This is a genomic window from Guptibacillus sedimenti (assembly GCF_028610665.1).
In the GTDB taxonomy this organism is placed as follows: Bacteria; Bacillota; Bacilli; order Bacillales; family Guptibacillaceae; genus Guptibacillus; species Guptibacillus sedimenti.
Window position 1 is genome coordinate 371,665 of sequence record NZ_JAQQWV010000003.1, and the last position, 24,092, is coordinate 395,756.

Annotated in this window: 22 protein-coding genes and 1 riboswitch; of the genes, 1 reads left to right on the forward strand and 21 read right to left on the reverse strand. The window is 40.1% G+C overall.

Features of this window, described 5'->3' with window-relative positions; translation table 11 throughout:
* Positions 1-37 precede the first annotated feature (37 nt).
* From PQ578_RS16255 to PQ578_RS16270, 4 genes are all read right to left on the reverse strand, one after another.
* Positions 38-1,450, reverse strand: coding sequence for an MFS transporter (locus tag PQ578_RS16255; RefSeq protein WP_273835457.1), 1,413 nt, complete (start codon positions 1,448-1,450; stop codon positions 38-40).
* Between the two features lie 74 nt (positions 1,451-1,524).
* On the reverse strand, positions 1,525-2,094 hold the full coding sequence (locus tag PQ578_RS16260; protein ID WP_273835458.1) for an HAD-IA family hydrolase: 570 nt from the start codon (positions 2,092-2,094) through the stop codon (positions 1,525-1,527).
* Positions 2,095-2,154: 60 nt separating this feature from the next.
* Positions 2,155-3,537 carry a glycine--tRNA ligase gene (locus PQ578_RS16265; RefSeq protein ID WP_273835459.1) on the reverse strand — a complete coding sequence of 461 codons (1,383 nt, stop codon included), beginning with the start codon at positions 3,535-3,537 and terminating at the stop codon, positions 2,155-2,157.
* Between the two features lie 329 nt (positions 3,538-3,866).
* The gene (locus PQ578_RS16270; RefSeq protein WP_240904116.1) at positions 3,867-4,019 is read right to left on the reverse strand and encodes an anti-repressor SinI family protein; all 153 of its coding nucleotides are present in this window, start codon (positions 4,017-4,019) and stop codon (positions 3,867-3,869) included.
* Between the two features lie 24 nt (positions 4,020-4,043).
* Positions 4,044-4,132, reverse strand: a riboswitch (cyclic di-GMP riboswitch).
* Between the two features lie 284 nt (positions 4,133-4,416).
* Here PQ578_RS16270 and PQ578_RS16275 point away from each other — a divergent pair.
* Positions 4,417-4,647: a hypothetical protein gene (locus PQ578_RS16275; protein ID WP_273835460.1), complete on the forward strand. Its 231-nt coding sequence runs from the start codon at positions 4,417-4,419 to the stop codon at positions 4,645-4,647.
* A 32-nt stretch (positions 4,648-4,679) separates the two neighbouring features.
* Here PQ578_RS16275 and PQ578_RS16280 read toward each other — a convergent pair whose 3' ends face one another.
* From PQ578_RS16280 to argC, 17 genes are all read right to left on the reverse strand, one after another.
* The gene (locus PQ578_RS16280) at positions 4,680-5,000 is read right to left on the reverse strand and encodes a thioredoxin family protein (RefSeq protein WP_273835531.1); all 321 of its coding nucleotides are present in this window, start codon (positions 4,998-5,000) and stop codon (positions 4,680-4,682) included.
* A gap of 159 nt (positions 5,001-5,159) precedes the next feature.
* On the reverse strand, positions 5,160-6,446 hold the full coding sequence (gene egtB / locus PQ578_RS16285; RefSeq protein ID WP_273835461.1) for an ergothioneine biosynthesis protein EgtB: 1,287 nt from the start codon (positions 6,444-6,446) through the stop codon (positions 5,160-5,162).
* 71 nt (positions 6,447-6,517) lie between these two features.
* Positions 6,518-7,156: an SGNH/GDSL hydrolase family protein gene (locus PQ578_RS16290; protein ID WP_273835462.1), complete on the reverse strand. Its 639-nt coding sequence runs from the start codon at positions 7,154-7,156 to the stop codon at positions 6,518-6,520.
* A gap of 246 nt (positions 7,157-7,402) precedes the next feature.
* The gene (locus PQ578_RS16295; protein WP_098443633.1) at positions 7,403-7,609 is read right to left on the reverse strand and encodes a hypothetical protein; all 207 of its coding nucleotides are present in this window, start codon (positions 7,607-7,609) and stop codon (positions 7,403-7,405) included.
* A 110-nt stretch (positions 7,610-7,719) separates the two neighbouring features.
* Complete coding sequence (locus PQ578_RS16300) at positions 7,720-8,835, reverse strand: aminopeptidase (protein WP_273835463.1); 1,116 nt, start codon at positions 8,833-8,835, stop codon at positions 7,720-7,722.
* Positions 8,836-8,940: 105 nt separating this feature from the next.
* Positions 8,941-10,389, reverse strand: a complete 1,449-nt coding sequence (aldA, locus tag PQ578_RS16305) for an aldehyde dehydrogenase (RefSeq protein ID WP_273835464.1) — start codon at positions 10,387-10,389, stop codon at positions 8,941-8,943.
* 73 nt (positions 10,390-10,462) lie between these two features.
* Positions 10,463-11,332, reverse strand: coding sequence for a patatin-like phospholipase family protein (locus PQ578_RS16310; protein ID WP_273835465.1), 870 nt, complete (start codon positions 11,330-11,332; stop codon positions 10,463-10,465).
* 114 nt (positions 11,333-11,446) lie between these two features.
* Positions 11,447-11,584 carry a hypothetical protein gene (locus PQ578_RS16315; protein ID WP_273835466.1) on the reverse strand — a complete coding sequence of 46 codons (138 nt, stop codon included), beginning with the start codon at positions 11,582-11,584 and terminating at the stop codon, positions 11,447-11,449.
* Between the two features lie 321 nt (positions 11,585-11,905).
* Complete coding sequence (gene argH, locus PQ578_RS16320; RefSeq protein WP_273835467.1) at positions 11,906-13,294, reverse strand: argininosuccinate lyase; 1,389 nt, start codon at positions 13,292-13,294, stop codon at positions 11,906-11,908.
* A gap of 12 nt (positions 13,295-13,306) precedes the next feature.
* Positions 13,307-14,518: an argininosuccinate synthase gene (locus PQ578_RS16325; RefSeq protein ID WP_224880143.1), complete on the reverse strand. Its 1,212-nt coding sequence runs from the start codon at positions 14,516-14,518 to the stop codon at positions 13,307-13,309.
* A 70-nt stretch (positions 14,519-14,588) separates the two neighbouring features.
* Complete coding sequence (gene argF, locus PQ578_RS16330; protein WP_273835468.1) at positions 14,589-15,557, reverse strand: ornithine carbamoyltransferase; 969 nt, start codon at positions 15,555-15,557, stop codon at positions 14,589-14,591.
* Positions 15,558-15,561: 4 nt separating this feature from the next.
* The gene (gene carB, locus PQ578_RS16335) at positions 15,562-18,762 is read right to left on the reverse strand and encodes a carbamoyl-phosphate synthase (glutamine-hydrolyzing) large subunit (protein ID WP_273835469.1); all 3,201 of its coding nucleotides are present in this window, start codon (positions 18,760-18,762) and stop codon (positions 15,562-15,564) included.
* Complete coding sequence (locus PQ578_RS16340) at positions 18,749-19,822, reverse strand: carbamoyl phosphate synthase small subunit (protein WP_273835470.1); 1,074 nt, start codon at positions 19,820-19,822, stop codon at positions 18,749-18,751. The genes carB and PQ578_RS16340 overlap by 14 nt, the downstream gene beginning before the upstream one ends.
* Positions 19,819-20,991, reverse strand: coding sequence for an aspartate aminotransferase family protein (locus PQ578_RS16345; protein WP_273835472.1), 1,173 nt, complete (start codon positions 20,989-20,991; stop codon positions 19,819-19,821). The genes PQ578_RS16340 and PQ578_RS16345 overlap by 4 nt, the downstream gene beginning before the upstream one ends.
* Positions 20,978-21,814 carry an acetylglutamate kinase gene (argB, locus tag PQ578_RS16350; RefSeq protein WP_273835474.1) on the reverse strand — a complete coding sequence of 279 codons (837 nt, stop codon included), beginning with the start codon at positions 21,812-21,814 and terminating at the stop codon, positions 20,978-20,980. Before argB ends, PQ578_RS16345 begins: the two co-directional genes overlap by 14 nt.
* Positions 21,777-23,009 carry a bifunctional ornithine acetyltransferase/N-acetylglutamate synthase gene (gene argJ / locus PQ578_RS16355; RefSeq protein WP_273835475.1) on the reverse strand — a complete coding sequence of 411 codons (1,233 nt, stop codon included), beginning with the start codon at positions 23,007-23,009 and terminating at the stop codon, positions 21,777-21,779. Before argJ ends, argB begins: the two co-directional genes overlap by 38 nt.
* Positions 23,010-23,036: 27 nt before the next feature.
* The gene (argC, locus tag PQ578_RS16360; RefSeq protein WP_273835476.1) at positions 23,037-24,074 is read right to left on the reverse strand and encodes an N-acetyl-gamma-glutamyl-phosphate reductase; all 1,038 of its coding nucleotides are present in this window, start codon (positions 24,072-24,074) and stop codon (positions 23,037-23,039) included.
* Between the last annotated feature and the right edge of the window lie 18 nt (positions 24,075-24,092).

Here is a 24,092-nt window from a genome sequence, read left to right on the forward strand (position 1 = left end):
TTTAATGAAGGAAAAAATCTAGCGAACCTACCATTTCCTATGAATTATGAACGTTGGAAGACTTGGGAGGCATCTTCAGAAAGACTCCGAGTATAAGACCAATCAAGAAAATAACGGAGGCAGCAAGGTACATATGTTGATAGCCGGATAAAATCACATCTCTGATCGCTTCAGACATTTTGCTTCCGCTAAATGTTGCTCTTGACATAGCGATAAAACCAGCAAGAATAACAGGGCCAAGTGAAGTACCTACCGATCTAAACAAACTTACGAGAGATAGAGCTGATCCTGCTTCATGATCAGGTGTTAACTCAAGAATAATATAATTTAAGGGTGTTCCCATAGTGAATCCTATCCCTATACCAGATAGAATCATCCCAAGAGATAGTGTGATCCATCCATCTGCTATATAAACAAAAGAAAGTGAACCAAGAAGACTTAATGAAAAGCCAAGTAATACAACTTGTTTTGCACCCCACTTGTCGAGAAGTACTCCACCTATAGGAGCAGCAAAACCAGATGCTACTGCCAGAATTGTCATAACGTACCCACCTTGACCTCTGGACAGCAGTAATATGATTTCTGAGAATGAAGGAACAAAAATCATACTAATTATGCCAATACCTGTAATCATTGAAATGAGTAAAGCTAACACGATATTGCGGTCTTTAAAGTAACTTAATTTAAGAATCGGGTCTTTTGCAGCTTTTTCCACTCGAATAAGTGGATAAATAAAAACAACACTAATTAGTAAAAGCGGCCAAACCATGAGCGATTGGATCGACTGCGCAAATTCATTTGTATCAAGATTCGTTAATCCAAGTAGAAGACTTATGATAACAAAAGATAATACACCAGCTCCGCCCCAATCAAGTGAAGGTTTTTTTGTCTCTTTTCGATCATCGGGAAGTTTTAAGCCCATTATGATGATAATAAGTGCAATAGGGACGTTAATGAAGAATATCCATCTCCAACTAAACTGAGCAACGAAAAAACCTCCTACATTTGGTCCAAGAATCGTCGCTATTCCAAACATAGCTCCAACAAAACCGAGTGCCATGCCCCGTTTCTCCTTTGGAAAGCTGCTTCCGATTACGGCATTTGCAATAGGGATAATGCCACCACCACCGAGAGCTTGAACCGCTCGACCAACAAGGAGAAAGGAAAGTGACTGACTAAATCCAGCGATTACAGAACCAATGGCAAATAACGTAATACCAGTTAGGAAAATTCGCTTTCTCCCAAATAAATCAGCAAGTTTCCCTACAATTGGCATGCTTACTGCATAGACAAGCGTATAAATCGTTACTACCCAAACCGTCCATTTTAAGTCAATTCCTAGATCTTCTATAAGAGTGGTTAACGCAGGAGATACGATGCCTGAATCAAGAGCACCTAGAAAAACACCTAGCAAAAATGTAATCAGTATAAACCGAAGTTTTTTATCCAACCAAAACATCCCCCTTGTGTTCATATGTGTATTATCACATATGAACACAAGGGGGATCAACTACTTGATTATTATTAATTAGAAGGCCAAAGCATTTCATTTAGATCATGATAATTTGTCACATAAAAATCGGCTCCTGGAGAGTCATTTTGAAAGAGACATGTTTTCATTCCAACTTCTTTTGCAGGAAGAATATCCAGCAGACGATCCCCTACTGCAAGGTCCAAATGGTATTGATCGTTCAAATGATGGTACGAAGCAGGATCGGGCTTTCGTGGAAAACCATCGTCACCTGCTACGAGATCAGCAAAATAATGTTCCATATCAAAATGCTTTAAAATAGCAATTACTTCAGCACGTGGTTTATGTGTCATGATCACATTTAACTCGGCTTTTTCCAGAATCGTTTTTAATCCTCTAAATGGTGGTTTGTCGTCAGGTGAAAGGGCATTATCTTTTTTGCGAAATGCTGTAATCTGCTCCTCAGTTAATTGAAACACTTCTGTTGCATGATGAAAGGAAACTTTCAACTCTCTTAATATCTCATCTTCCGATATCTCAGAGGAGACTAACTGTTTCATCACTTTTGTAAACGCTGGGTATGTATCAAATAATGTCCCATCAAAATCCCAAAGTATTCTCACCTTTCACTCACTCTCCTCATTAGTAAAGAAAAGCCGCTCGTACACGAGCGGCTACTTTAATTAAAATTGTGTTTTTTCTTCAAGAAAGCTTTTCAGTTCTGAAATCGGCATTCTTTTTTGTTCCATCGTATCACGATCACGGATCGTTACTTGCTGATCTTCTACAGAATCAAAATCAAACGTAATCGCGTATGGTGTACCAATTTCATCATGGCGACGGTAACGTTTACCAATTGAACCAGCTTCGTCATAATCAACCATAAAGTATTTAGATAGCTCAGCATGAACGGCACGCGCTTCTTCAGAAAGTTTTTTAGAAAGTGGGAAGACGGCTGCTTTAAATGGCGCAATCGCCGGATGGAAGTGCATCACACTTCTTGAAGTGCCATCTTCAAGCTCTTGTTCTTCATATGCTTCAATCAAAAAGGCAAGCGTCACACGATCTGCACCGAGTGAAGGCTCGATACAATATGGTACATACTTTTCACCCGTTTGCTGATCATGATAAGTAAAATCTTCATTTGAGTGTTCCATATGCTGCTTCAGATCGTAATCTGTTCTTGAAGCAACACCCCATAGCTCACCCCAGCCAAACGGGAATTTATACTCAATATCAGTTGTTGCATTACTATAATGTGAAAGCTCATCTTCCGCATGCTCACGTAATCGAATGCTATCCTCACTTACCCCAAGATTCAGCAACCAGTTTTTGCAATACTCTTTCCAATAGTCATGCCATTCTAGTTCATCACCAGGTTTACAGAAAAATTCAAGCTCCATTTGTTCAAATTCGCGAGTCCGGAACGTAAAGTTACCAGGTGTGATTTCGTTTCGGAAGCTCTTTCCTATTTGCGCAATACCAAAAGGTACTTTTTTACGCATCGAACGTTGTACATTTTTAAAGTTAACAAAAATCCCCTGCGCCGTTTCCGGTCGAAGGTAAATTTCATTTGTGCTTGATTTCGTTACACCCTGATGTGTTTTAAACATTAAATCAAACTGTCGTATTTCTGTAAAGTCTTCACTACCACATTCGGGACATGTAATGTTGTTGTTTTTAATAAGTCGTTCCATTTCTTCAAATGAAAGGCCGTCAGCAATCATTTCATCTTCTTCTGTTGATAGAGCGTCTTCAATTAACTTGTCAGCACGGTGTCTTGTTTTACAACTTTTGCAATCAATTAAAGGATCATTAAAGTTACCTAGGTGACCAGAAGCTTCCCAAGTTTTTGGGTTCATCAATATGGCAGCATCTAGGCCACTATTGTATGGCGATTCTTGAACAAATTTCTTCCACCATGCTCCTTTAATATTGTTTTTTAATTCTACGCCAAGCGGACCATAGTCCCACGTATTTGCGAGTCCTCCGTAAATATCAGACCCTGGAAAAATAAATCCTCTGTGCTTTGATACAGATACGATCTGTTCCATAGAAATTGTCATGTTATTCTCTCCTTTTTTCAATCAATATAAAAAGCTCTCGCTCCATGGACAATAAATGTCCAGGGACGAGAGCTTATGCACCCGCGGTTCCACCCTAGTTGATGCATATCATGCATCCACTTTCAGAACGTAAACTCCAGACCGCCGTTTCATCAGACCTTATTCGGGCTCGCACCATCCCCGAATCGCTTCAATGAGGTTTATCTGATTACTATTTGTCCTTCATAGTTAGTATGGTTATGTATGAGATTGATATGACATATGATACAAAAAATGTTCACCTAAAGTCAAGGATTAAGCCAGAAAAAAACGACCTTACTGGTCGCTCATCATTTATGTACATTCGTGGATGTTGGTTTTTTATCTTGTCTTAGAAATGACCTTACCTCTTCCTTTTGTAACCCAAGCTCCCGGGCAGCCCTCATTAGAATAACCCATTCTTGATCAAGTACTTTCTTAGGCTTAATCTCTGCCATGGTCATTCTTTTCTCCTCCTTATCGGGTTTCCAGGAGGACCAGCCGTCATCGTTGGTGACCCAACATTAGACCTGTGTCTTTGCGTCCCATTCTTTAGAATGGTTTGCCCTTATCTGGAGAATTAAGAAATGACATGCACCGACTATTTTCCTAGAAAACCTACATATTTTTAAAGAATTTACAAATTTACAATAGAAGTTTGCCGGTATATGTTACTAATATACCAGCTACGTAGAAAAAATTCAAAATATTTTTAAAATAATGTCGTAATCATATCATTCAACATGCATGAATCATATGATACTCCTATCAACAAATTGAATCTCTCCATCTAAATCGAGTAGCTTCTCATTTTTGCAGGTGATTGAAAAATAACTAAAAATACCCTAAAGGAAGAGTTTCATGAGACGACATCAAATCGGGACTGCTTGGAGTGGAAAACATGTTGTACTTCTCCACTGTTCACCATTCTCCAATCAAACAACTGCACTCTACAAAAGTCTTTACGCACCAACTGAGCCCCTCCATCCTTCATGTACCGAAACGCTATCGATTTATCTTAGCATCGGCTACTCAATTGCTTTCGTTCATTCACTTAACGATGGCTCAGTTGAATATGTACTTACAAAATAAGAGAAGGTTGCATATGCAACCTTCTCTTATTATTAAAACTGACTTAGATATTCTTTCACTTGATCGGGATTTTTTGTATTTGCACTATGCAAGTGACCAATTTTCTTCCCATCTTTATAAACGAGTAAGCTAGGAATACCCATTACATTATTTTCTTCTGTAATTTCAGGAAACTGTTCAATGTCAATTTGAGCCCAGGACTTATCTTGATTAACATTAATGATGTCATCAATAAAAAAATCAAGACGTTTGCAATCAGGACACCAGTTTGCTTCGTATTTTAGTATGGATACCTCTTTATCGTTAATGAAAGACTGATAAGAATCAGCCGTTTCTATTTTTTTCACATCCATCGCTCCTTCTATCTTTATCTTCAGTGACAATTATATCGAAATAATCTTCTAATGTCTGTAAGGAAGATTACGATATTTCAGCATTAAGAACTTAAAGCTTCAAGAGGTCGAATCCTATCATATCTAGAAACTCAGTAAATCAGGCTAAAATCCCCCCTGTTATTCCACGTCATCTGCAAGACGAATGCCTGTAAATTGCCAGCGTTTTTCAGGACCAAAGAAATTACGATATGTCGGACGGATATGTGTTTGCGAAGTAACGCATGATCCTCCTCGTAAAATCATTTGGCTACTCATGAATTTGGCATTATATTCACCTAATGCACCCTCAAGAGGTTTATTACCTGGATATGGCATATAAGGACTTTTCGTCCATTCCCATACATCTCCATAAGCTTTTTTAATGTTACCTTCTTCTTCTTTCACTGATGCAACCGGATGATAGTGACCATCCTCTACAAAATTACCAGCGATCGGCTGATCCCTTACTGCAACTTCCCATTCTGATTCTGAAGGTAGGCGCTTTCCTACAAAACTTGCATAGGCTTCGGCTTCGTAATAGCTAACGTGGGTAACGGGCTCTTCTTTATTAATCGGCACTAGTCCATGAAGTGTAAACACATACCACTCACCATCTTTTTCGATCCAATGCAATGGCGCTTTCCAATTTTCATTCTTCACAGTTGCCCAACCATCAGACAGCCAGTAGGCAGCCTGGTCATAGCCTCCAGCATTTATAAATTCCATGTATTCTCCGTTCGTCACAGTTCTTGTCGCTAACTTAAATGGTTCAAGCCATACCTTATGTACTGGTCGTTCATTGTCAAAAGAAAAGCCGTCATCTTCATCCATACCCGTTTCAATAAGTCCACCCTCGAATGACACCCATTCTAACGGTGTCGCTTTTGCTGTAGGTTCGTCATCAAGTGGACGGTATACAGGGTACAACGGATTAACGGAGAAATTATATTTAATATCTGTCATTAAAAGTTCTTGGTGTTGCTGTTCATGATTTAGTCCAATTTCAACGAGATCTGCAACTTGATGAAGATGTCCTTCATCGAGTTGTTGAATTAAGTTCACTATTTCTTCATTGATATCCGAACGATAGCTTCTTACTTTATCTATACTTGGTCTACTTAATAATCCCCTTGAATGACGCGGAAAGTAACTTCCAACACTTTCATAGTACGAGTTAAATAAATAGTCAAATTCTTTATGAAAAGACTCATAATTTTCTTTATACTGTTTTAAAATAAACGTTTCAAAAAACCAAGTCGTGTGGGCCATATGCCATTTGGGAGGACTTACATCGGGAATTGATTGGATAGTGAAATCCTCCGTCTCAAGCGGTTCCACTAATGTATTTGTCATTGCGCGTGTAGCCTCAAAGGAATGAAGCAATTGTTCTCGTAATTCGCTTAACTGAATCGAATGTTGTACCATATGTTCCTCCCTAGTAATTTCTATAATTTATTAACACAAAAATTTACCCTTGCTTCCAATTAATTAAACATTTATAAAGTAATTCCTGTTTTCATAAGTACATTTGAAATTTCTTTATGTCCATGCGTGTTCGGGTGGATACAATCTGAAGCTAACAATTGCTTTTCTCTCCCTTTAAAAACGGGAAAGACATTAGCCACTCTCACCAACTCTCCAGTGGAACATTTGTCAATATGACGGTTGAACTGCTTTACCCAGTAATCTGAAAAAGGAATAGTAGGAATAGGATTATACAAGTTAACAATTCGTATCATCGCTTTTCCATCTGACTGCTTAAGAGCATAAGACAAATAGGACACAATCCAGCTCATATTTTGGCAGCAAACCTTTAAAGCATCATCCAACACAGTATCTTTTTCCGTTATCGCGTAAGATTCAGCCGCATCGATAAGGTCATTTCCACCAGCTGTTAAAGTTACGATTTCCGTTTGTCCCAGGTCGATCTTCGAGCAAGCAAGCCATTTTTTCACTTCCGACGTCGTCGCTCCATTTTCAGCAAAAACACTTACATTCACCTTTTTTCTTATGGAACATTGTAATTCATTTTTATAAAAATCTACAAAAGTTGGAGAAAACAACAAGGTCCCCGTTCCTAATGTAATAGAGTCACCGATTGCTGTGTAACCTATTGCAGGATGACAAGCTAACATTGTATCACCTCGTTTATTAGATGCTCTACAATATTCACCTCATCCACCACAGGTGACTAGCATTCCATTTACATATTGTCTAGAGAAATAGACCGATCTCCTTCTACTAAAAAAGGCACATTAAGTTCACCAGCGAATTTAATCAGCTCTTCCTATGGAAGAAAGCGGCGAATAAAGAGGATGTTTCATATTAAAATCACAAGAAAAGACGCTACCTAAAGTTAGCGTCTTTTCTTGCCCCTCAATCTAATTCGCTGTTTTCCCATCCGAGTCTTTTTGATTATCCTTCTTACCTTCTAATTTATCCCACTTAATCGGTCTATTGAGATTCAATTTTTTTTTCAAGTTCAATAAGCAGTTGAAATGACCAACATACCATTTATCGAACTTCACCATATGAATGGTTTCCCAGTCTCTCATCTCCTTCGTACATCCATCACAATGTATTTCCATTGGAAGGCACTTCCTGTCTAAAGTAGTTTTCTTTATTTATATTCAAAAGGATGAAAATGTGATTGGTCATCTGTACGAAAAAACGCATCCATTGGATGCGTTTCTCTTCTTTATTTAAGATTTTCTGGATTTAATACTTGAAGTGCTTCTGGAACAAATTTACCATCTTTGCGAATTAACTCATCATCAAACCAAATTTCACCGCCACCATATTCAGGGCGTTGAATTAAAACAAGATCCCAGTGAACAGATGAATCATTGCCGTTTGGCGCTTCATCGTATGCTTGTCCTGGTGTGAAATGGAAAGAACCATCTATTTTTTCATCAAATAGAATATCTTTCATTGGCTCACGAATGAACGGGTTGACACCAATCGCAAATTCGCCGATATACCGAGCTCCTTCATCCGTATCGAGAATTTGATTTAGCCTCTCTGTATCATTTGCTTCAGCATCGATCACTTTCCCGTTTTCGAACGTAAGCTGGACATTCTCAAATACAAAACCATTGTAAGGAGAAGGTGTATTATACGTAATGACACCATTTACACTATCCTTAACTGGTGCAGTAAAAACTTCCCCATCAGGTATATTAAGTTCACCAGCACATTTTACAGCCGGAATATCTTTGATGGAGAAACTTAGGTTTGTGTCAGGAGAAACAATTCGAACCTCATCGGCTTTGTTCATACGATCCACAAGTGAATCCATCGCTTCACTCATCTTTGCATAATCCATCGTGCAAACATTGAAATAGAAGTTCTCAAATGCTTCCGTACTCATGCCAGAAAGCTGTGCCATGGATTCATTTGGATACCTCATAACAACCCATTTTGTATGCTTCACACGTTGATTACTGTGAACTTTTGTTTTGTAAATTTGATTATACAAAGCCATTTTCGCTTCTGGTACGTCTGAAAGCTCATTAATATTCTCAGAACCACGTATCCCAATGTAAGCATTCATTTTCTTCATCTGATTTAAATCAATCTCAGCCCACTCCGTGATTTGTTCTTCAGTCGCATTCATCAACAGTTCCCGAAGAACTTGATTATCTCTCAAGTTAACATGAGGGAACCCCCCTGCTTTATGTACCTCTTTCACAATGCTGCGTACAAGAGTATTGTCTACATCAAATGCTTCGATTAACACATGTTCACCTTGCTGAACCTTGGTTGAGTATTGGACTAATTTCTCAGCAAACTCTATAATACGAGAATCAAACATATTCTCCCTCTTTTCTTCATATTAATAATGCTCTGCCTTCCTATTATACGCCCTACATTCAACTTTCTTCAAACATTAGAAAACCGGGCATATGCCCGGTTCTCATTATTTAATATCTTGATCATATTCCATATAAATCACGTGAGTCTTAAGGTATTCATTAAGACCGTGTTTTCCATCCGCACCGCCAATACCAGATTGGCCCATTCCGGCGTGGAAACCTTGAACGGCTTCAAAGTTCTCGCGGTTCACATACGTTTCACCATAGCGAAGAACATTTGAAGCTTTCATGACTTCATGCATGTTATCACTAAAGATTGATGAAGAAAGACCGTAATAAGTGTCGTTAGCCATTTCTAGCACTTTATCAAAATCACTATAAACAACAATTGGTAAAACTGGACCGAAAATTTCTTCTTGAATGACATTCATATCTTGTGATACATCTGTCAAAACAGTTGGTTCAAAGAAAAAGCCTTTATCTCGGTCTACACGCTTCCCACCTGTTTTTACAACTGCACCAGCTTTAACGGCATTGTTCACCATTTCTTCAACAGAGTCGATTTGCTGTTTATTCGCTAGTGGACCAATGTCACATCCATCTTCTTTTAATGAATCCCCAACTTTTGTATTCTTGAACGTTTCTGTTATCTTTGAAATGAATTCTTCAGCTACGTCTTCATGAACATAAACACGCTCTGCATTCGTACAAGCCTGACCGTTGTTCGTAATTCGTGAAGTCGTGATCTTTTCAACAGCAAGATCAACGTTAGCATGTTTTGTCACGATTGCTGGCGCTTTACCACCTAGCTCCAAGTTCACTTTAGTAATGTTTTTAGCCGCTGCTTCCATCACTTTTGAACCTGCTGGATAGCTTCCTGTTAAACTAATCATCTGTACGTCTGGTGAAGAAGCAAGTGGTGTTCCAATATCGGAACCTTTACCAGTAACTAAGCTAAATACTCCTTTTGGAACGCCAATTTCATGGATGATACTTGCTAGCTCACATGCTGTATTTGGCGTATATTGACTTGGTTTAATAATAATTGGACAGCCAGTGACAAATGCTGGTGCTACCTTTCGAGCAAAGATAAACATTGGGAAGTTCCATGGAACGATACCGCCAACAATTCCAATTGGTTTTTTCAGAACAAGAATATTTTCATTTGGTCGATCACTTGGTAGTACTTCTCCTTCGTACCTTCTTGCCCAGCCTGCCATATAGCGGAAATAATCAATCGTTAAGTCTACTTCAGCCTTTGAAGCATCTACTGTTTTACCATTTTCTTCAGTTAACATGTTAATAAACGTCTCTTTTTTCTCTTCTACTTTATCGGCAATCTTATATAAGTATTCCGCTCGTTCAATGGAAGGTTTCTTTTCCCAATCTCTTTGGGAGGCTTTAGCGGCTTCTATTGCACGTTGCACGTCCTTCTCATCACTTTTTGGAATTCTTGAAATCACTTCTTCTGTCGCTGGATTGATCACGTCGAGCATTTCTTCTGAATGACTGTTAGTAAATTCACCGTTAATGTATAATTGATAGCTTTTCACTTGAAAGACCTCCTACATAGTGTTGGTGAACTGTTCCCAAGTTTGCCATATGATTAAACATATGATCACACATTCAAACTGTTTCGTTCGCTAATACCCTCTTTTCAAGCCAACCTTCTAGTTCTTTATGATGCCTTTTCATCTCTTCATATCCTTGATTGTATAAAGTCGTGAGACGAAGCTGTGACTTTTCTATCCGTGCTACTTCAAGAGGTGAGGAAGGTTGAATGATAAAATAATTCTCCCGATTTGCTTCTATATGATCAAGTGTTTGATTGTAATGAATATATCGCTTTGTAATGGCTTGTGCGAGCGCAGGGTTTTTTCGATAAAGACGTTGAATCATCCATGATAACTTTGATTTCTGCTTTCGATATCCTTCATTACGGGTCAAAACGACTACATGACTTTTATTCCCATCTGCTTCGGATTTTTGAACTGGAATCGGATCTGTAATTCCACCATCGAGATGAAAACGATGATTAATCTGAACAGGCGGAGCCATAAATGGCAGTGAACTTGAAGCTCTTAAAATGGAAAGAATTTGTTCACCATCATCTTTTTTATTAAAATAATAAGGTTTCCCGGTAGTAATATCCGTTGTACCAATGACAAATTGCTCCGTCGCATTTTGAAATGCATTAAAGTCAAAAGGTACGTGCATGGAAGGAATCTCATCAAAGATTAAATCCATACCAAAAAGTTGTTTTTTACGAATTAAATTTTTGTAAGAGATATACTCCGGATGATTGACATAATCAATAAGTACTGTGCGGTTCCTTCCATTTTGCCTTGAAAGGTATGAAGCTGCATTACAAGCACCAGCAGATACGCCAATCACGTAAGGAAAATACAAATCGTGCTCCATCATATACTCTAAAACGCCTGCCGTGTAAACGCCTCTCATCCCTCCGCCTTCTAATACAAGGCCTACTGAATCCATATTAAAATCCCCTTTTTAATCATCTACCACTAAGTTTACTGGACTTGGAAATGAAGCTCAAGAAAGCAAGCTTCGTAAAAACAAAAAGCTCCCTGCATGTGCAGGAAGCTCGGATTATTCTTCACGTTCTTCATTACGGATTGTTTTATGTCCTGTTGATGCTTCATGAGGGAACTTTGTTTGATCTGCTGTTTTCGGTCTTTCGCGTTCCATCCCTTTTTTCTTATGATCAAATGCCTTTCCTCGGCCCATCTTACCCCTCCTTTCATCTCTTTCTATTCTCCCACTTACAGAAAAAAAGTATCCGAAAAAAAATTGAATAGGCATGTATAGAACGAAATGAAAGTGGCCATGATAATTAGTGAAGAGGGAAGAACAAAAGTGCATAAGGAAAACGGAAGCTTTTAAGGAGATGGTCGCGTTGAACTACTCTGTTGGTAAAACAAGGCTCTAACAACTTTCATTAGAAAGAGGTGTCTCCAAAAGACAACTACCGTTCTACCCCATCGCTTGTTTAGCAAACGCTAATAACTTCCTTCTTCATGAGGGTCTTATCCTATCGGATAGGGCCCTTTATGCGTTTTCTTTTACATTTAAATGATCATGGGCTAAGCGAATCTGAATTGCGATTTGTTCTGGCGAAGTTCCTCCATAGCTTTTTCTTGCATTCATCACATTAGCAGGCTTAAGCACTTCAAAAACATCTTCTTCAAATAATGGCGTAAATGATTTAAATTCTTCCATTGTAAGATCAAGTAAAAATTTCTTTCTCTCGATACCGTAAAGAACAATCTTTCCAATGACTTCATGTGACTCACGGAACGTCATTCCTTTGTTCACAAGGTAATCGGCAATATCGGTGGCATTAGAATAATCTTCATTAACCGCTTGCTTCATGTTTTCTGTCTTTACAGTCATTGTTTCAATCATAGGCGCCAAAAGTTGAAGTGCACCATCAAGCGTCTTAGCTGTATCAAACATGCCTTCCTTGTCTTCCTGCATGTCTTTGTTATAAGCAAGCGGTAGTCCCTTCAATACAGTTAACAAGCTAAACAAATTGCCATAAACTCGACCTGTTTTCGCACGAAGAAGTTCAGGAACATCGGGATTCTTTTTCTGGGGCATAATACTCGATCCCGTACAGAAAGAATCGTCTAGTTCGATAAATTGAAATTCCTGACTGCTCCAGATCACCATTTCTTCCGACAAACGGGACATGTGCATCATAAGCATGGAAGCATTTGAAAGAAACTCGACAATAAAATCACGATCACTAACTGCGTCCATGCTATTCGGATAAACGGCGTCAAAACCTAAAAGTTCTGCCGTGCGATGGCGATCAATCGGAAAGGTTGTTCCAGCTAGTGCGCCTGCACCAAGCGGTAACATACTCGTTCTCTTTAAGCTGTCTTGAAATCTTTCCTTATCACGTTCAAACATCCAGAAATACGCTAGCATATGATGGGCAAATGATACAGGTTGAGCACGCTGCAAATGTGTATAACCTGGTAAAACAGTTTCAACATGAGATTCAGCCTGGCTTAGAATCGCCTGCTGAACCTCTTCGATATGTGAAATAAAATGGTTAACCTTTTTTATAAGGTACATATGCATATCCGTTGCAACCTGGTCATTACGACTTCTACCGGTATGCAGCTTTCCTCCAACAGGTCCTATTTCATCAATGAGTGCTTTTTCAATGTTCATATGAATGTCTTCTTGAGATACATCGTATTCAAACGTTCCATTCTGAATGTTCTCAAGAACAACATGTAAGCCTCGCTTGATTTCTTCCATGTCAGAGGAACTAATCACACCGCATTCACTAAGCATCTGAACATGGGCCAGACTGCCTTCGATATCTTCTTCTGCTAGTTCTTTATCATACTGGATCGAAGCTGTATATTCTTCTACAAGCTTATTCGTTTCTTTCGTAAAGCGTCCACCCCATAGCTTAGACACACTAACATCTCCTTATTGAGTTACTTTTTGTTTCTTATGAACTTCCGCATTCACTTTTGTAGGTAATCCCCATAGTTTAATGAATCCAACTGCAGCGTCATGATCAAAGAGGTCACCTTTAAGATATGTTGCAAGTTGTTCGTTATAGAGAGAGTTCTCTGACTTACGTCCAACTACTGTGTTTGACCCTTTGTGTAGTTTAAGACGAATCTTACCACTTACTACTTTCTGGGTTTCGTTAATGAACCCTTCAAGCGCCTGACGAAGTGGTGAGTACCAGAGTCCGTCATAAATTAATTTTGACAGCTGCTGATCAATCGTCGTTTTGAACTGTGATACTTCACGCGTATGAGTTAAAAATTCCAATTCTTTGTGAGCGTTAATTAAAATGAGTGCTCCTGGGTTTTCATATACTTCTCTGGATTTAATTCCAACAAGACGGTTTTCGATATGATCGATACGTCCTATGCCATGAACCCCACCAATTTCATTTAACTTTTCAATTAAGTCAACGAGCCCCATTTGTTGACCATTCAAAGCAGTTGGGCGACCTTCTTCAAAATCGATCTCAATGTATTCAGGTTCATCTGGTGTTAGGTGAATTGGTGCTGTCCAATCAAATGCGGCTTCTGGAGCTTCTTGCCACGGATCTTCAAGTACACCCGCTTCACATGCACGTCCCCAAATGTTGGCATCAATTGAAAATGGATTATCAAGTTTAACTGGAACCGGAATCCCTTTTTCTTGTGCGTAAGCAATCTGTTCATCACGCGTCATTCCCCATTCACGAACAGGAGCGATCACTTTCAAGTCCGGATTCAACGCTTGAATCGATACTTCAAAGCGAACCTGATCATTTCCTTTTCCTGTACATCCATGTGCCACTGCCGTAGCTCCTTCACGTTCAGCCGCTTCAACGAGAAGCTTTGAAATGAGGGGACGTGACAGTGCTGAGGATAGCGGGTATTTCCCTTCGTATAATGCATTTGCTTTTAGTGCTGGTAAAAGATAGTTCTCAGCAAGAAGTTCTTTCGCTTCAATCATATAAGCTTTTGAGGCACCCACATTCAGTGCCTTTTCCTTGATCGTTTCTAGATCTTTCCCTTCACCCACGTCAAGTCCAAGAGCAATAACCTCGTATCCATATTTTTCTTCTAACCATTTTATCGAAATGGAGGTATCAAGACCTCCGGAATAAGCAAGAATGATTTTCTCTTTTGCCATTTCATCCACTCCCTATCTTTGTATTAATATCTATGATAACGTATATTTATTCAAATTGCACGAAAAAAATTTAACTTTTTAATAAAAGTTTTAAAAGTGCTTTTTGAGCGTGGAGACGATTCTCTGCTTCCTGGTATACAACTGAATGAGAACCATCGATAATTTCCGCTGTAACCTCTTCTCCTCTATGCGCTGGAAGGCAATGCATAAAGATGTAGTTTTCATCAGCATTTATGCATAACTCCTCATTCACCTGATAAGGTTCGAAAACGCCCTCGCGTTCAGCTTGCTCGTCTTCTTGCCCCATACTCGCCCAAACATCGGTAATAAGAACATCCGCATCCTTAGCAGCTGCAAGGGGATCAGCAGTTACCTCAATGACCGAACCATTTGCTTTTGCTACTTCGTTCGCTGTCGCTACGATCGCTTCATCTGGTTCATACCCTGGTGGACAGGCGATAGTGAAATTCATGCCCACTTTCGCTGCCCCTTCAATAAGTGAATGAGCCACATTGTTTCCATCTCCAAAATAAGCTGCTTTCAATCCACTTAAATGACCTTTATGCTCGATAATCGTTAGTAAATCAGCAAGAATTTGTGCTGGATGATGTGTATCTGTTAAGCCGTTAATAACAGGAACGGATGAAGCTTTCGCAAAACGTTCAATCGTCTCATGACCAAATGTTCGAATCATTACTCCGTCAAGGTACCCTGCTAGCACATTAGCGGTGTCTTCAACCGTCTCACCTCTTCCAAGCTGGATGTCTTTCGAACTAAGAAACAAAGCATGCCCGCCAAGCTGAAGCATCGCTACTTCAAATGACACACGCGTTCTTGTTGATGACTTTTCGAAGATCATCCCAAGCACTTTTCCCTTTAATTCTTCATGAGGAATCCCTTCCTTTTGAAGCTTTTTCAACTGTTCAGCTTCTTGCAGCAGATAATGAATCTCCTCACTGCTCAGTTCAGCGATCGTTAGAAAATCTTTCCCCTTCATTCCTTCTGCGATTTCATTTTCCGTTTTTACCGACTGCATCATTCAATCATCCTTCCTGCCCGATTGGGGTTACTTTCATTTGGTGCCAATGCGCTAGACTGTTAACTTCAAGTGTTTTTGATCCTTCTAAGACCAATAACTGAAGCGTGTCAATATGCGTAAAACAAGGAATTTTATACCTTGTGGCGAGTGCGCGCATTTGAAATCCAGAACGTTCTTTTTCTCTGCCAATTGTCGGAATCGAAACCACTGCGCTTAGCTCTTCTTTCATTAGCGCCTCAACTTCATCTAAATCTTTTTTAATCTCGATTGAGTGGATGCCTTTTTCATTTAACAATTTGGCTGTTCCAGAAGTTGCGTATATTGTGACACCTTTTTCTTTAAGCTTCATTAGTACATCACAAGCAGCTTCTTTATGTTCTTCACTAATCGAACATAGTATTGAAGAAGGTAGCTTATTCGGATTCCACGTTGGTACAATCGCTTTTCTTAATGCTTCTTCCGATGTTTTTGCCATAGCAAGGACTTCTCCTGTAGATTTCATCTCTGGTCCAAGAACATGGTCAACGTTTTTTAACTTTCCATTTGAAAAGATAGGGAACTTCACCGTGTAATAAGGTTTTTCTTCTAATAATCCCGTTGCTTCTAATGAGTTACTTTGCAATTGAGCTTTAATCGCCCATTCAACCATTGGGATGTTCGTTACTTTACTGATAACAGGAACCGTTCTCGAAGATCTTGGATTAATTTCAAGAACATGAATAATACCTTGATCGATAACAAATTGAATATTCATTAACCCTCGACATTCGAGCGCTTTAGATAGCTTTTCAGAATACATCGTAATCGTTTCTTTCTGCTCTTCTGTAATGGATACAGGTGGATAAATCGCTGTGCTATCTCCAGAATGAACGCCCGCTCGTTCAAGGTGCTCCATAATGCCAGGAATGGCGATTGATTCTCCATCGCAAATCACATCGACTTCACATTCAATTCCTTCCACAAAGCGGTCGAGAAGGAATGGCCACATTTTCTTTGGACTGCTCTCTAATTTTTGCGTATACCGTTTCAGTTCATCCATATGACGGAAGATAAACATGTTTTGTCCGCCTATCACATAGGAAGGTCTTACAATGATCGGGAATCCTAACTCTGCGGCAAGCTCCTCCATTTCATCTGGCTGGTAAGCCATTTTCCCTTCAATATAAGGAATCGAAAGAGAATCCAACAATTGATAAAATTGATCTCGGTCCTCTACTTTATTAATGTTCTCAACAGGTGTACCGAGGATTGGAACTCCGCGCTCGTGCAACTCTTCCGCTAAATTAACAGCCGTTTGACCACCAAATTGTACGGCCACTCCTATAATATGGTCCTTCTCGATAACCGCAAGGACATCTTCAAGTGAGAGCGGCTCAAAGTAAAGACGATCTGCAACGCTATAATCTGTACTAACCGTTTCAGGGTTATTATTCATAACAATCGCACGATAGCCTAACTTCTTCACTGCCTGTGTCGCGTGAACGGAGCAATAGTCAAACTCCACACCTTGCCCGATTCGAATGGGTCCTGAACCAAGAACGAGGATGCCTGGCTCACTGATCTGCTCCATCTCATCGCTCCCTAAATACGTCGAGTAGAAATAAGGTGTGATTGCTTCAAACTCACCCGCACAGGTATCAACTTGCTTCATTCCCCTCTGAATGCCAGCTTCTTTACACATACTCATGATCGAATCGATCGTTTTTCCAGTTGCTTTCGAAATGTAGGCATCACTAACGTTTAATTGCTTAACATGAATCAGCAATTCTTTAGAAAGATCGGTTTGATTCATTATCTTTACTTCCGCTTCAACAATTCGCTTCACCTTGTGAAGAAACCAGCTATCAATGGCTGTAAGTGATTGAATGTCCTCTACAGAATAACCTCTTCGAAAAGCTTCACTAATTAAAAAAAGTCTTTCATCTGTTGGCGTCATTAGCTGTTCATTTAAATATTCTTGACTTACCTCTTCATATAAGCCTGTTAATGATTGATGACCACTCTCAAGAGATCGAACAGCTTTGTTTAAAGCACCTTCAAAACTTCGATCAATTGCCATCACTTCTCCTGTTGCTTTCATCTGCGTTCCAAGTACGCGATCACCTTCAGGAAACTTATCAAATGGGAACCTCGGTATTTTGACAACTAAATAATCAAGGGCAGGTTCGAATGCTGCATAAGTATTACCTGTAATTGGATTTGGAAGCTCATCTAATGTAAAGCCAATGGCACATTTTGCAGCCATACGTGCAATCGGATAGCCAGTAGCTTTAGAAGCTAATGCAGATGAACGACTTACCCGCGGATTCACCTCAATGATGTAATAATCGTTTGATTCAGGGTTTAATCCAATTTGAATATTACAACCACCAATAACATCAATGGCGCGAATCACTTTCAACGAAACGTTTCGCAGCATCTGGTATTGGTAATCATTCAGCGTTTGAGATGGTGCAACAACAATCGAATCCCCTGTATGAATTCCAACAGGGTCCATATTTTCCATGTTACAGACGATCATACACGTATCGTTTTCGTCACGCATCACTTCATATTCGATTTCTTTCCAACCAAGCATGCTTTTTTCAATGAGTACCTGGTGAATAGGACTTAAGGAAAGGCCGCGATCAACAATTTCAAGCAAAGCGTTGTCATCAGCTGCAAATCCACCGCCTTCACCACCCATTGTATAGGCTGGTCTAACCATGATCGGATAGCCAATTTCTCGAGCGAATGTTAACGCCTCTTCTCTTGTCACGGCAATTTTCGACTCAGGTACTGGTTCGCCGATATCAAGCATGAGTTGTCTAAACTTCTCGCGGTCTTCCCCATTTTGAATAGATTCAACAGAGGTGCCAAGAAGTTCCACATTCAACTTTTCTAGAATCCCCTTTTCATAAAGCTCTACGACAAGATTTAAACCTGTTTGACCACCAAGTGTGCCAATAATGCCATCAGGCTTTTCTTTTTTGAGGATTTCCTCTACATAAGGAAGCGTCATTGGTTCCATATAAACATGGTCCGCGATCGATGAATCCGTCATAATGGTGGCTGGATTGCTATTTATTAAAACAACCTCAATCCCCTCTTCTTTTAGTGCCAGGCACGCCTGTGTACCTGCATAATCAAATTCTGCTGCCTGACCAATGACAATAGGGCCAGATCCTAAAATGACAACTTTTTTCAACTCTTTACGTAAAGGCATAGTGCTGGTCTCCTGTTCTCGTAATCTGGTTCATAAATGCGTCGAACAAAAAGGCTGTATCTGAAGGTCCCGCGTGTGCTTCTGGATGGAATTGAACCGATTGAATGTTGTAATGTTGATGTTTTAATCCTTCAACGGTTCCATCATTTAAATTAACAAAAGTAAGCGCAAACCCTGTATCTTCTAAGGTCTCCTGTACGACTTCATAACCATGGTTTTGGGATGTGATAAACACTTTCCCCGTCTCCAAATGCTTCACCGGATGATTCGAGCCCCGATGTCCAAATGTTAGCTTTCGAGTAGACGCCCCGTGTGCAAGAGCGAGAAGCTGATGACCAAGACAAATCCCGAAAGTTGGATATTTTTCACTGATAAGCCGAATCGTATTAAAAGTTGCAGATAATGCTTCTGGATCTCCAGGACCATTACTTAACACCACTCCATCTGGATGTAGGTCAACAACTTCCTCAAAAGTTGTATTAAATGGCATGATTGTTACAGCACAACCAAGAGATTGAAGTGACGTCAGAATAGATTTCTTAAACCCATAGTCCATCAGCACAAGGTGTAGCCCTTCACCTGGATAATGTGTTTTTTCTTTTACTGATACATTTGGAACAAAAGATTTCTCTGATTTCCATTCAATGTTGTTATTAGGAAGTTCAGCCGTTATCTGTCCTTTCATTGTTCCATAATCCCGCAGCATTTTAACGAGGGTACGTGTGTCTACACCAGTTAAAGAAGGAATTTTATTCTGTAATAGACCATTTGAGAAGGAACCTGTTGCCAAATAATGACTAGGTTCCTCACACTGCTCTCCCGTTACAACACCGTGAAGATGAAGGTGGTCACTTTCACTATCAAGATGATTTATTCCATAGTTACCGATTTGTGGGTAACAAAAGACGATGATTTGCCCAGCATAAGAAGGATCCGATACAATCTCTTGATAACCAGTCATGCTTGTATTGAAAACAACTTCACCAGAAGCTTCTAAAGCCCCTATAAGATCGCCTTCAAACACTGCTCCGTTTTCTAATACAAGATAGCCCTTTTTCATGCCTTATTCTCCTCTTCAGCTGACTTAAAAACGTCGGTTAGATTCTCCAAAAATTGCTCTACTTCTTTCTTACTTACATTAAGAGGTGGAAGAATGCGAATGACATTAGGTCCTGCACTTAAAACAAGAACGTCTTTTTCTCTAAGCTTACTTACAAAAGGCGCGGCATCCGCCACTTCAATTCCTAAAAGTAAACCTAGCCCCCTCACTTCAATGATGGATTTGTGCTGCTTCGATAAACTTTTTATTTCATTTATAAGCATGTCTCCCATTTCTTTTGCGTTGTTAAGTAAAGAAACGATCTCTTTTACCGTCTCAGTCGCAGCGGCAGAAGCAAGTGGATTTCCCCCAAATGTACTTCCGTGAGTTCCTGGACCAAATGTTGACGATACGCTTTCCTTCGCAAGCATCGCACCAATCGGGAATCCTGAACCCAACCCTTTTGCAAGCGTCATAATATCAGGTTCAAACCCATATTGCTCATGAGCAAATAGTGTACCGGTTCGACCCATCCCGGTTTGCACTTCATCAACGACGATAAGAATATTGTTGGATTTACAAATCGACACGAGCTCGGAGATCCACTCCTGATCTGCTGGACGAACGCCTCCTTCTCCCTGGACGAGTTCTAACATGACGGCTGCTGGTTTTAGTTTCTCGATTTCTGATAAACGATTAAAATCGTTGTAAGGAAAGTATTCAAAACCAGGAAGCATAGAGCCAAATCCATCTTGAAGGTTTGATTGAGCTGTAGCAGAAAGGGAACCTAGCGTTCTCCCATGGAAGGACTTCGTGAACGTTGCAATTGTTTCTTGACCGCTCCATTTTCGAACGAGCTTTATCGCTGCTTCATTCGCTTCCGTACCGCTATTACAGAAGAATACCTGGTCAAAACAGCTTTCTGCCGTTAAGACGTCAGCGAGTTCCTGCTGTTTTGGGATATGGTATAAATTCGAACAATGCCACAAGAGATTCAACTGATCTGATACAACTTTTTTGATCGCTTCTGGTTGATGACCGAGATTACATGTGGCAATTCCGGAAGTGAAATCAAGGTACTTTGTTCCGCCTTCGCTATATAGGAAGCTTCCCTCACCTTTAACAGCAGTAATCGGAAGTCGATTATAGGTTTGCATGATGCTTGGTTTAGACGTTTTAGTTAGTGACATTCTCAAACTCCTTTCGAACAATTCGTGTTCCAACAGGTTCATGTGAGACTGCTTTTAGCAGGGCATTCTCTTCTCTACCATCAAGAATTGTGACAGAGGAGACTTTATCCGAAAGAGCGGCAATCGCTCCCTTCACTTTTGGGATCATCCCACCAATAATCGTGCCTTTTTCTATTAAACTTGTTATTTTTTGCTCATCTAGCGTTCTGAAAATAACTTTCTGGTCGTCAACTGCTTCATACACACCCGGCGTATCACTAACGAGACAAATATCTGCATGTAGCGCCTGAGCGACAGCTGATGCGGCTTCATCCCCATTTATGTTAAGTGTCTCGCCAACTTCATCCATACTGATTGGTGAGACAACCGGTATGTATCCAGCTTGAGAGAGTTGTTCAATTAGTGATTTATCGACATGAATGACCTCACCAACACGGCCTAGTGATTCTCTAGACTGTTTGCATGTAAACAGCTTTCCATCTACGCCACTGATACCAATGGCTTTCGCTCCTGCAAGGTGGATCTTCCGGACGAGCTGCTTATTCACCTTACCGCTCAGTACCATTTCAACTGTATCGACCATCTCATCCGTTGTGACACGTAGTCCATCTATAAACGTTGTCTGAATTGATAGCTTATCAAGTATCCTTGAGATTTCAGGGCCTCCACCATGAACGAGTACGGGATGATAACCTTGTTTTTTCATAGCTACTAGGTCAAGATAAAATGAGTCTGGAAGCTGATTTAATATACTTCCACCACATTTAATAACAAAATACTTCTGATTATGTTCTGTAAGAGGCATTGATTCTGACATAGTCATAAGAAAGGTCACACCCCCATGCTGTTGCTTCTTCGTATCCGTTATGCAAGTCAATAGAGATATGAATGTTCTCGTTTTCTAAATAAGTTTTTGCCTCTTCCTCACTAAACTCCGTTGTCATCCCATAATCCACTACTTTAATTGGTCCAAGTGATATGGAAAGAGAATCTTCTTGGACAGATTCACCACTGTAGCCAATCGCACAAACAATGCGTCCCCAGTTTGCATCAGTTCCATAAATGGCGGTTTTTACTAAACTAGACCCAACGACAGATTTTGCGATTGCTTTTGCGCCTTTTTCTGTTTTCGCACCTTTTACGTGAACTTCTACGAGTTTAGTAGCCCCTTCGCCATCTTTAGCGATCAATTTCGCTAACTGCTGACAAACATATTCAAGCGAACTTAAAAACGTTTGCCACTCAGGATGATTTTCTGATAACTCTTCATTCTCCGCCTGCCCATTTGCTAGCAAAAGGACCATATCATTTGTACTCGTTTCACCATCAACTGTGATCATGTTATAAGTCGTGTCTGTCACAGAGCTTAATGCGGACTGAAGAGCGTTATTTTCTACTTCTGCATCGGTCGTTACAAAAGCCAGCATCGTGGCCATGTTGGGCTTGATCATTCCTGATCCTTTTGCAGCGCCGCCAATGGTAACCGTTTTTCCATTGATCTCACATGTTACAGCTACCTGCTTCGTTATCGTATCTGTCGTAACAATTGCTTCCGCAAAATCAGCGCCTGACGCTTTCGCTTTATAATTAGGGATATCGTGGATCCCTTTGCTAATGGCTTCCATTGGCAAATACTCTCCAATGACTCCTGTCGAAGTAACAGCCGTTTCCGTTTCTTTCAGCCCCATCACAGTTGCAAATTGTTTACGCATTTCATATGCGTCCTCAAGTCCTTTCTTTCCTGTAAATGCATTGGCGTTTCCTGAATTAACGATCAGCCCTTGAAGTTTTCCATCTACTAAACTTTCTTTTGTCACTTTTAATGGTGGTGCCTGGAAAGTATTCATTGTAAACACTCCTGCAGCATTCGCTGGTACAACGGATTTAATCCAGCCAAGATCCTTACGCTTTCGTTTTAAACCTGCATGAAACCCACCAGCTTCAAATCCTTTAGGAGAAGTAACTGTGCCCTCTTTTACGATTGAAAAAAGTTCCTCACTTACAGTTGATGTTGCCAAAGCATTCAACCCTTTCGTTTAGTAGATTTATGGAAATACTGGAGATAAACTAAGACCTGCTGTTTCAGGATAACCAAATCGTAGATTCATATTTTGTACCGCTTGACCAGCGGCACCTTTCATCAAATTGTCAATCACCGAGATGATCGTTAAGCGATTCGTTCTCGGATCAACTGAAAGGCCAATATCACAGTAGTTAGAACCGGAAACACCTTTTGTTGATGGCCATTTCCCTGCAGGCATCACGCGGATAAAAGGATGATCTTCGTATATCGTTTGGTAAAGATCAATCACTTCTGCTTCTGATAAATCATGAGATAGATTGACATACATGCTGCACATCATCCCTCTTGTAAGTGGGACGAGGTGGGTAGAGAACGATACTTTTACATTTTCACCGATTTGATTCGAAATCACTTGTTCGATTTCAGGGATATGCTGATGTTTGCCAAGTTTGTATGCTGATACATTTTCATTCACTTCAGAGTAATGAGCAGTAAGACTCGTTTTACGTCCTGCTCCTGAAAGCCCCGATTTTCCATCGATGATGAAAGACGATGGATCAGCCCATCCTTTTTGAATGATCGGAAGAAGTCCAAGTAGCGTTGCCGTCGGATAGCATCCAGGATTGGCAATTAAGTTTGCGGATTTGATTTCTTCTGAATAGTATTCCGATAATCCATATACCGCTCCTGTTAAAACTCCTTCTGGCGGAGATGAATGGTTATACCATTTTTCGTATAAATCCCCATTCTTTAATCGGAAGTCTCCGGATAAATCGATGATTGGAACACCCTTATTTAGCAGTGATGGAACAGATTTACTGCTCACGCCAGCTGGTGTTGCAAAGAAGATCACATCTGATTCGCAAGCAAGCTCCTCTACATCAAGCGCTTCAAACTGACTTACTTGTATATCCGTGAGATGCGGGAAAACATCATGTACATTCGTTCCAGCATTAGATGGAGATACAATTGTATTAATTTCTACTTCAGGGTGACTAAGCAATAAGCGAATTAATTCAAGGCCGCTATATCCGCTAGCACCGACAATACTTGCTTTCACTTCTTCCACTCCCTCTTA

What these genes read in the sequence shown, in the direction of transcription:
- PQ578_RS16345 (WP_273835472.1), bottom strand. Translation starts at nt 20,991, where the DNA reads ATGTCACTAACTAAAACGTCTAAACCAAGCATCATGCAAACCTATAAT.
- PQ578_RS16280 (WP_273835531.1), bottom strand. Translation starts at nt 5,000, where the DNA reads ATGGATGTGAAAAAAATAGAAACGGCTGATTCTTATCAGTCTTTCATT.
- PQ578_RS16265 (WP_273835459.1), bottom strand. Translation starts at nt 3,537, where the DNA reads ATGACAATTTCTATGGAACAGATCGTATCTGTATCAAAGCACAGAGGA.
- PQ578_RS16290 (WP_273835462.1), bottom strand. Translation starts at nt 7,156, where the DNA reads ATGTTAGCTTGTCATCCTGCAATAGGTTACACAGCAATCGGTGACTCT.
- argB (WP_273835474.1), bottom strand. Translation starts at nt 21,814, where the DNA reads ATGACTATGTCAGAATCAATGCCTCTTACAGAACATAATCAGAAGTAT.
- PQ578_RS16310 (WP_273835465.1), bottom strand. Translation starts at nt 11,332, where the DNA reads ATGGATTCAGTAGGCCTTGTATTAGAAGGCGGAGGGATGAGAGGCGTT.
- PQ578_RS16340 (WP_273835470.1), bottom strand. Translation starts at nt 19,822, where the DNA reads ATGAAAAAGGGCTATCTTGTATTAGAAAACGGAGCAGTGTTTGAAGGC.
- argF (WP_273835468.1), bottom strand. Translation starts at nt 15,557, where the DNA reads ATGATGCAGTCGGTAAAAACGGAAAATGAAATCGCAGAAGGAATGAAG.
- PQ578_RS16325 (WP_224880143.1), bottom strand. Translation starts at nt 14,518, where the DNA reads ATGGCAAAAGAGAAAATCATTCTTGCTTATTCCGGAGGTCTTGATACC.
- PQ578_RS16300 (WP_273835463.1), bottom strand. Translation starts at nt 8,835, where the DNA reads ATGTTTGATTCTCGTATTATAGAGTTTGCTGAGAAATTAGTCCAATAC.
- PQ578_RS16270 (WP_240904116.1), bottom strand. Translation starts at nt 4,019, where the DNA reads ATGACCATGGCAGAGATTAAGCCTAAGAAAGTACTTGATCAAGAATGG.
- PQ578_RS16295 (WP_098443633.1), bottom strand. Translation starts at nt 7,609, where the DNA reads ATGGAAATACATTGTGATGGATGTACGAAGGAGATGAGAGACTGGGAA.
- egtB (WP_273835461.1), bottom strand. Translation starts at nt 6,446, where the DNA reads ATGGTACAACATTCGATTCAGTTAAGCGAATTACGAGAACAATTGCTT.
- carB (WP_273835469.1), bottom strand. Translation starts at nt 18,762, where the DNA reads ATGCCTTTACGTAAAGAGTTGAAAAAAGTTGTCATTTTAGGATCTGGC.
- PQ578_RS16315 (WP_273835466.1), bottom strand. Translation starts at nt 11,584, where the DNA reads ATGGGCCGAGGAAAGGCATTTGATCATAAGAAAAAAGGGATGGAACGC.
- PQ578_RS16275 (WP_273835460.1), top strand. Translation starts at nt 4,417, where the DNA reads ATGAGACGACATCAAATCGGGACTGCTTGGAGTGGAAAACATGTTGTA.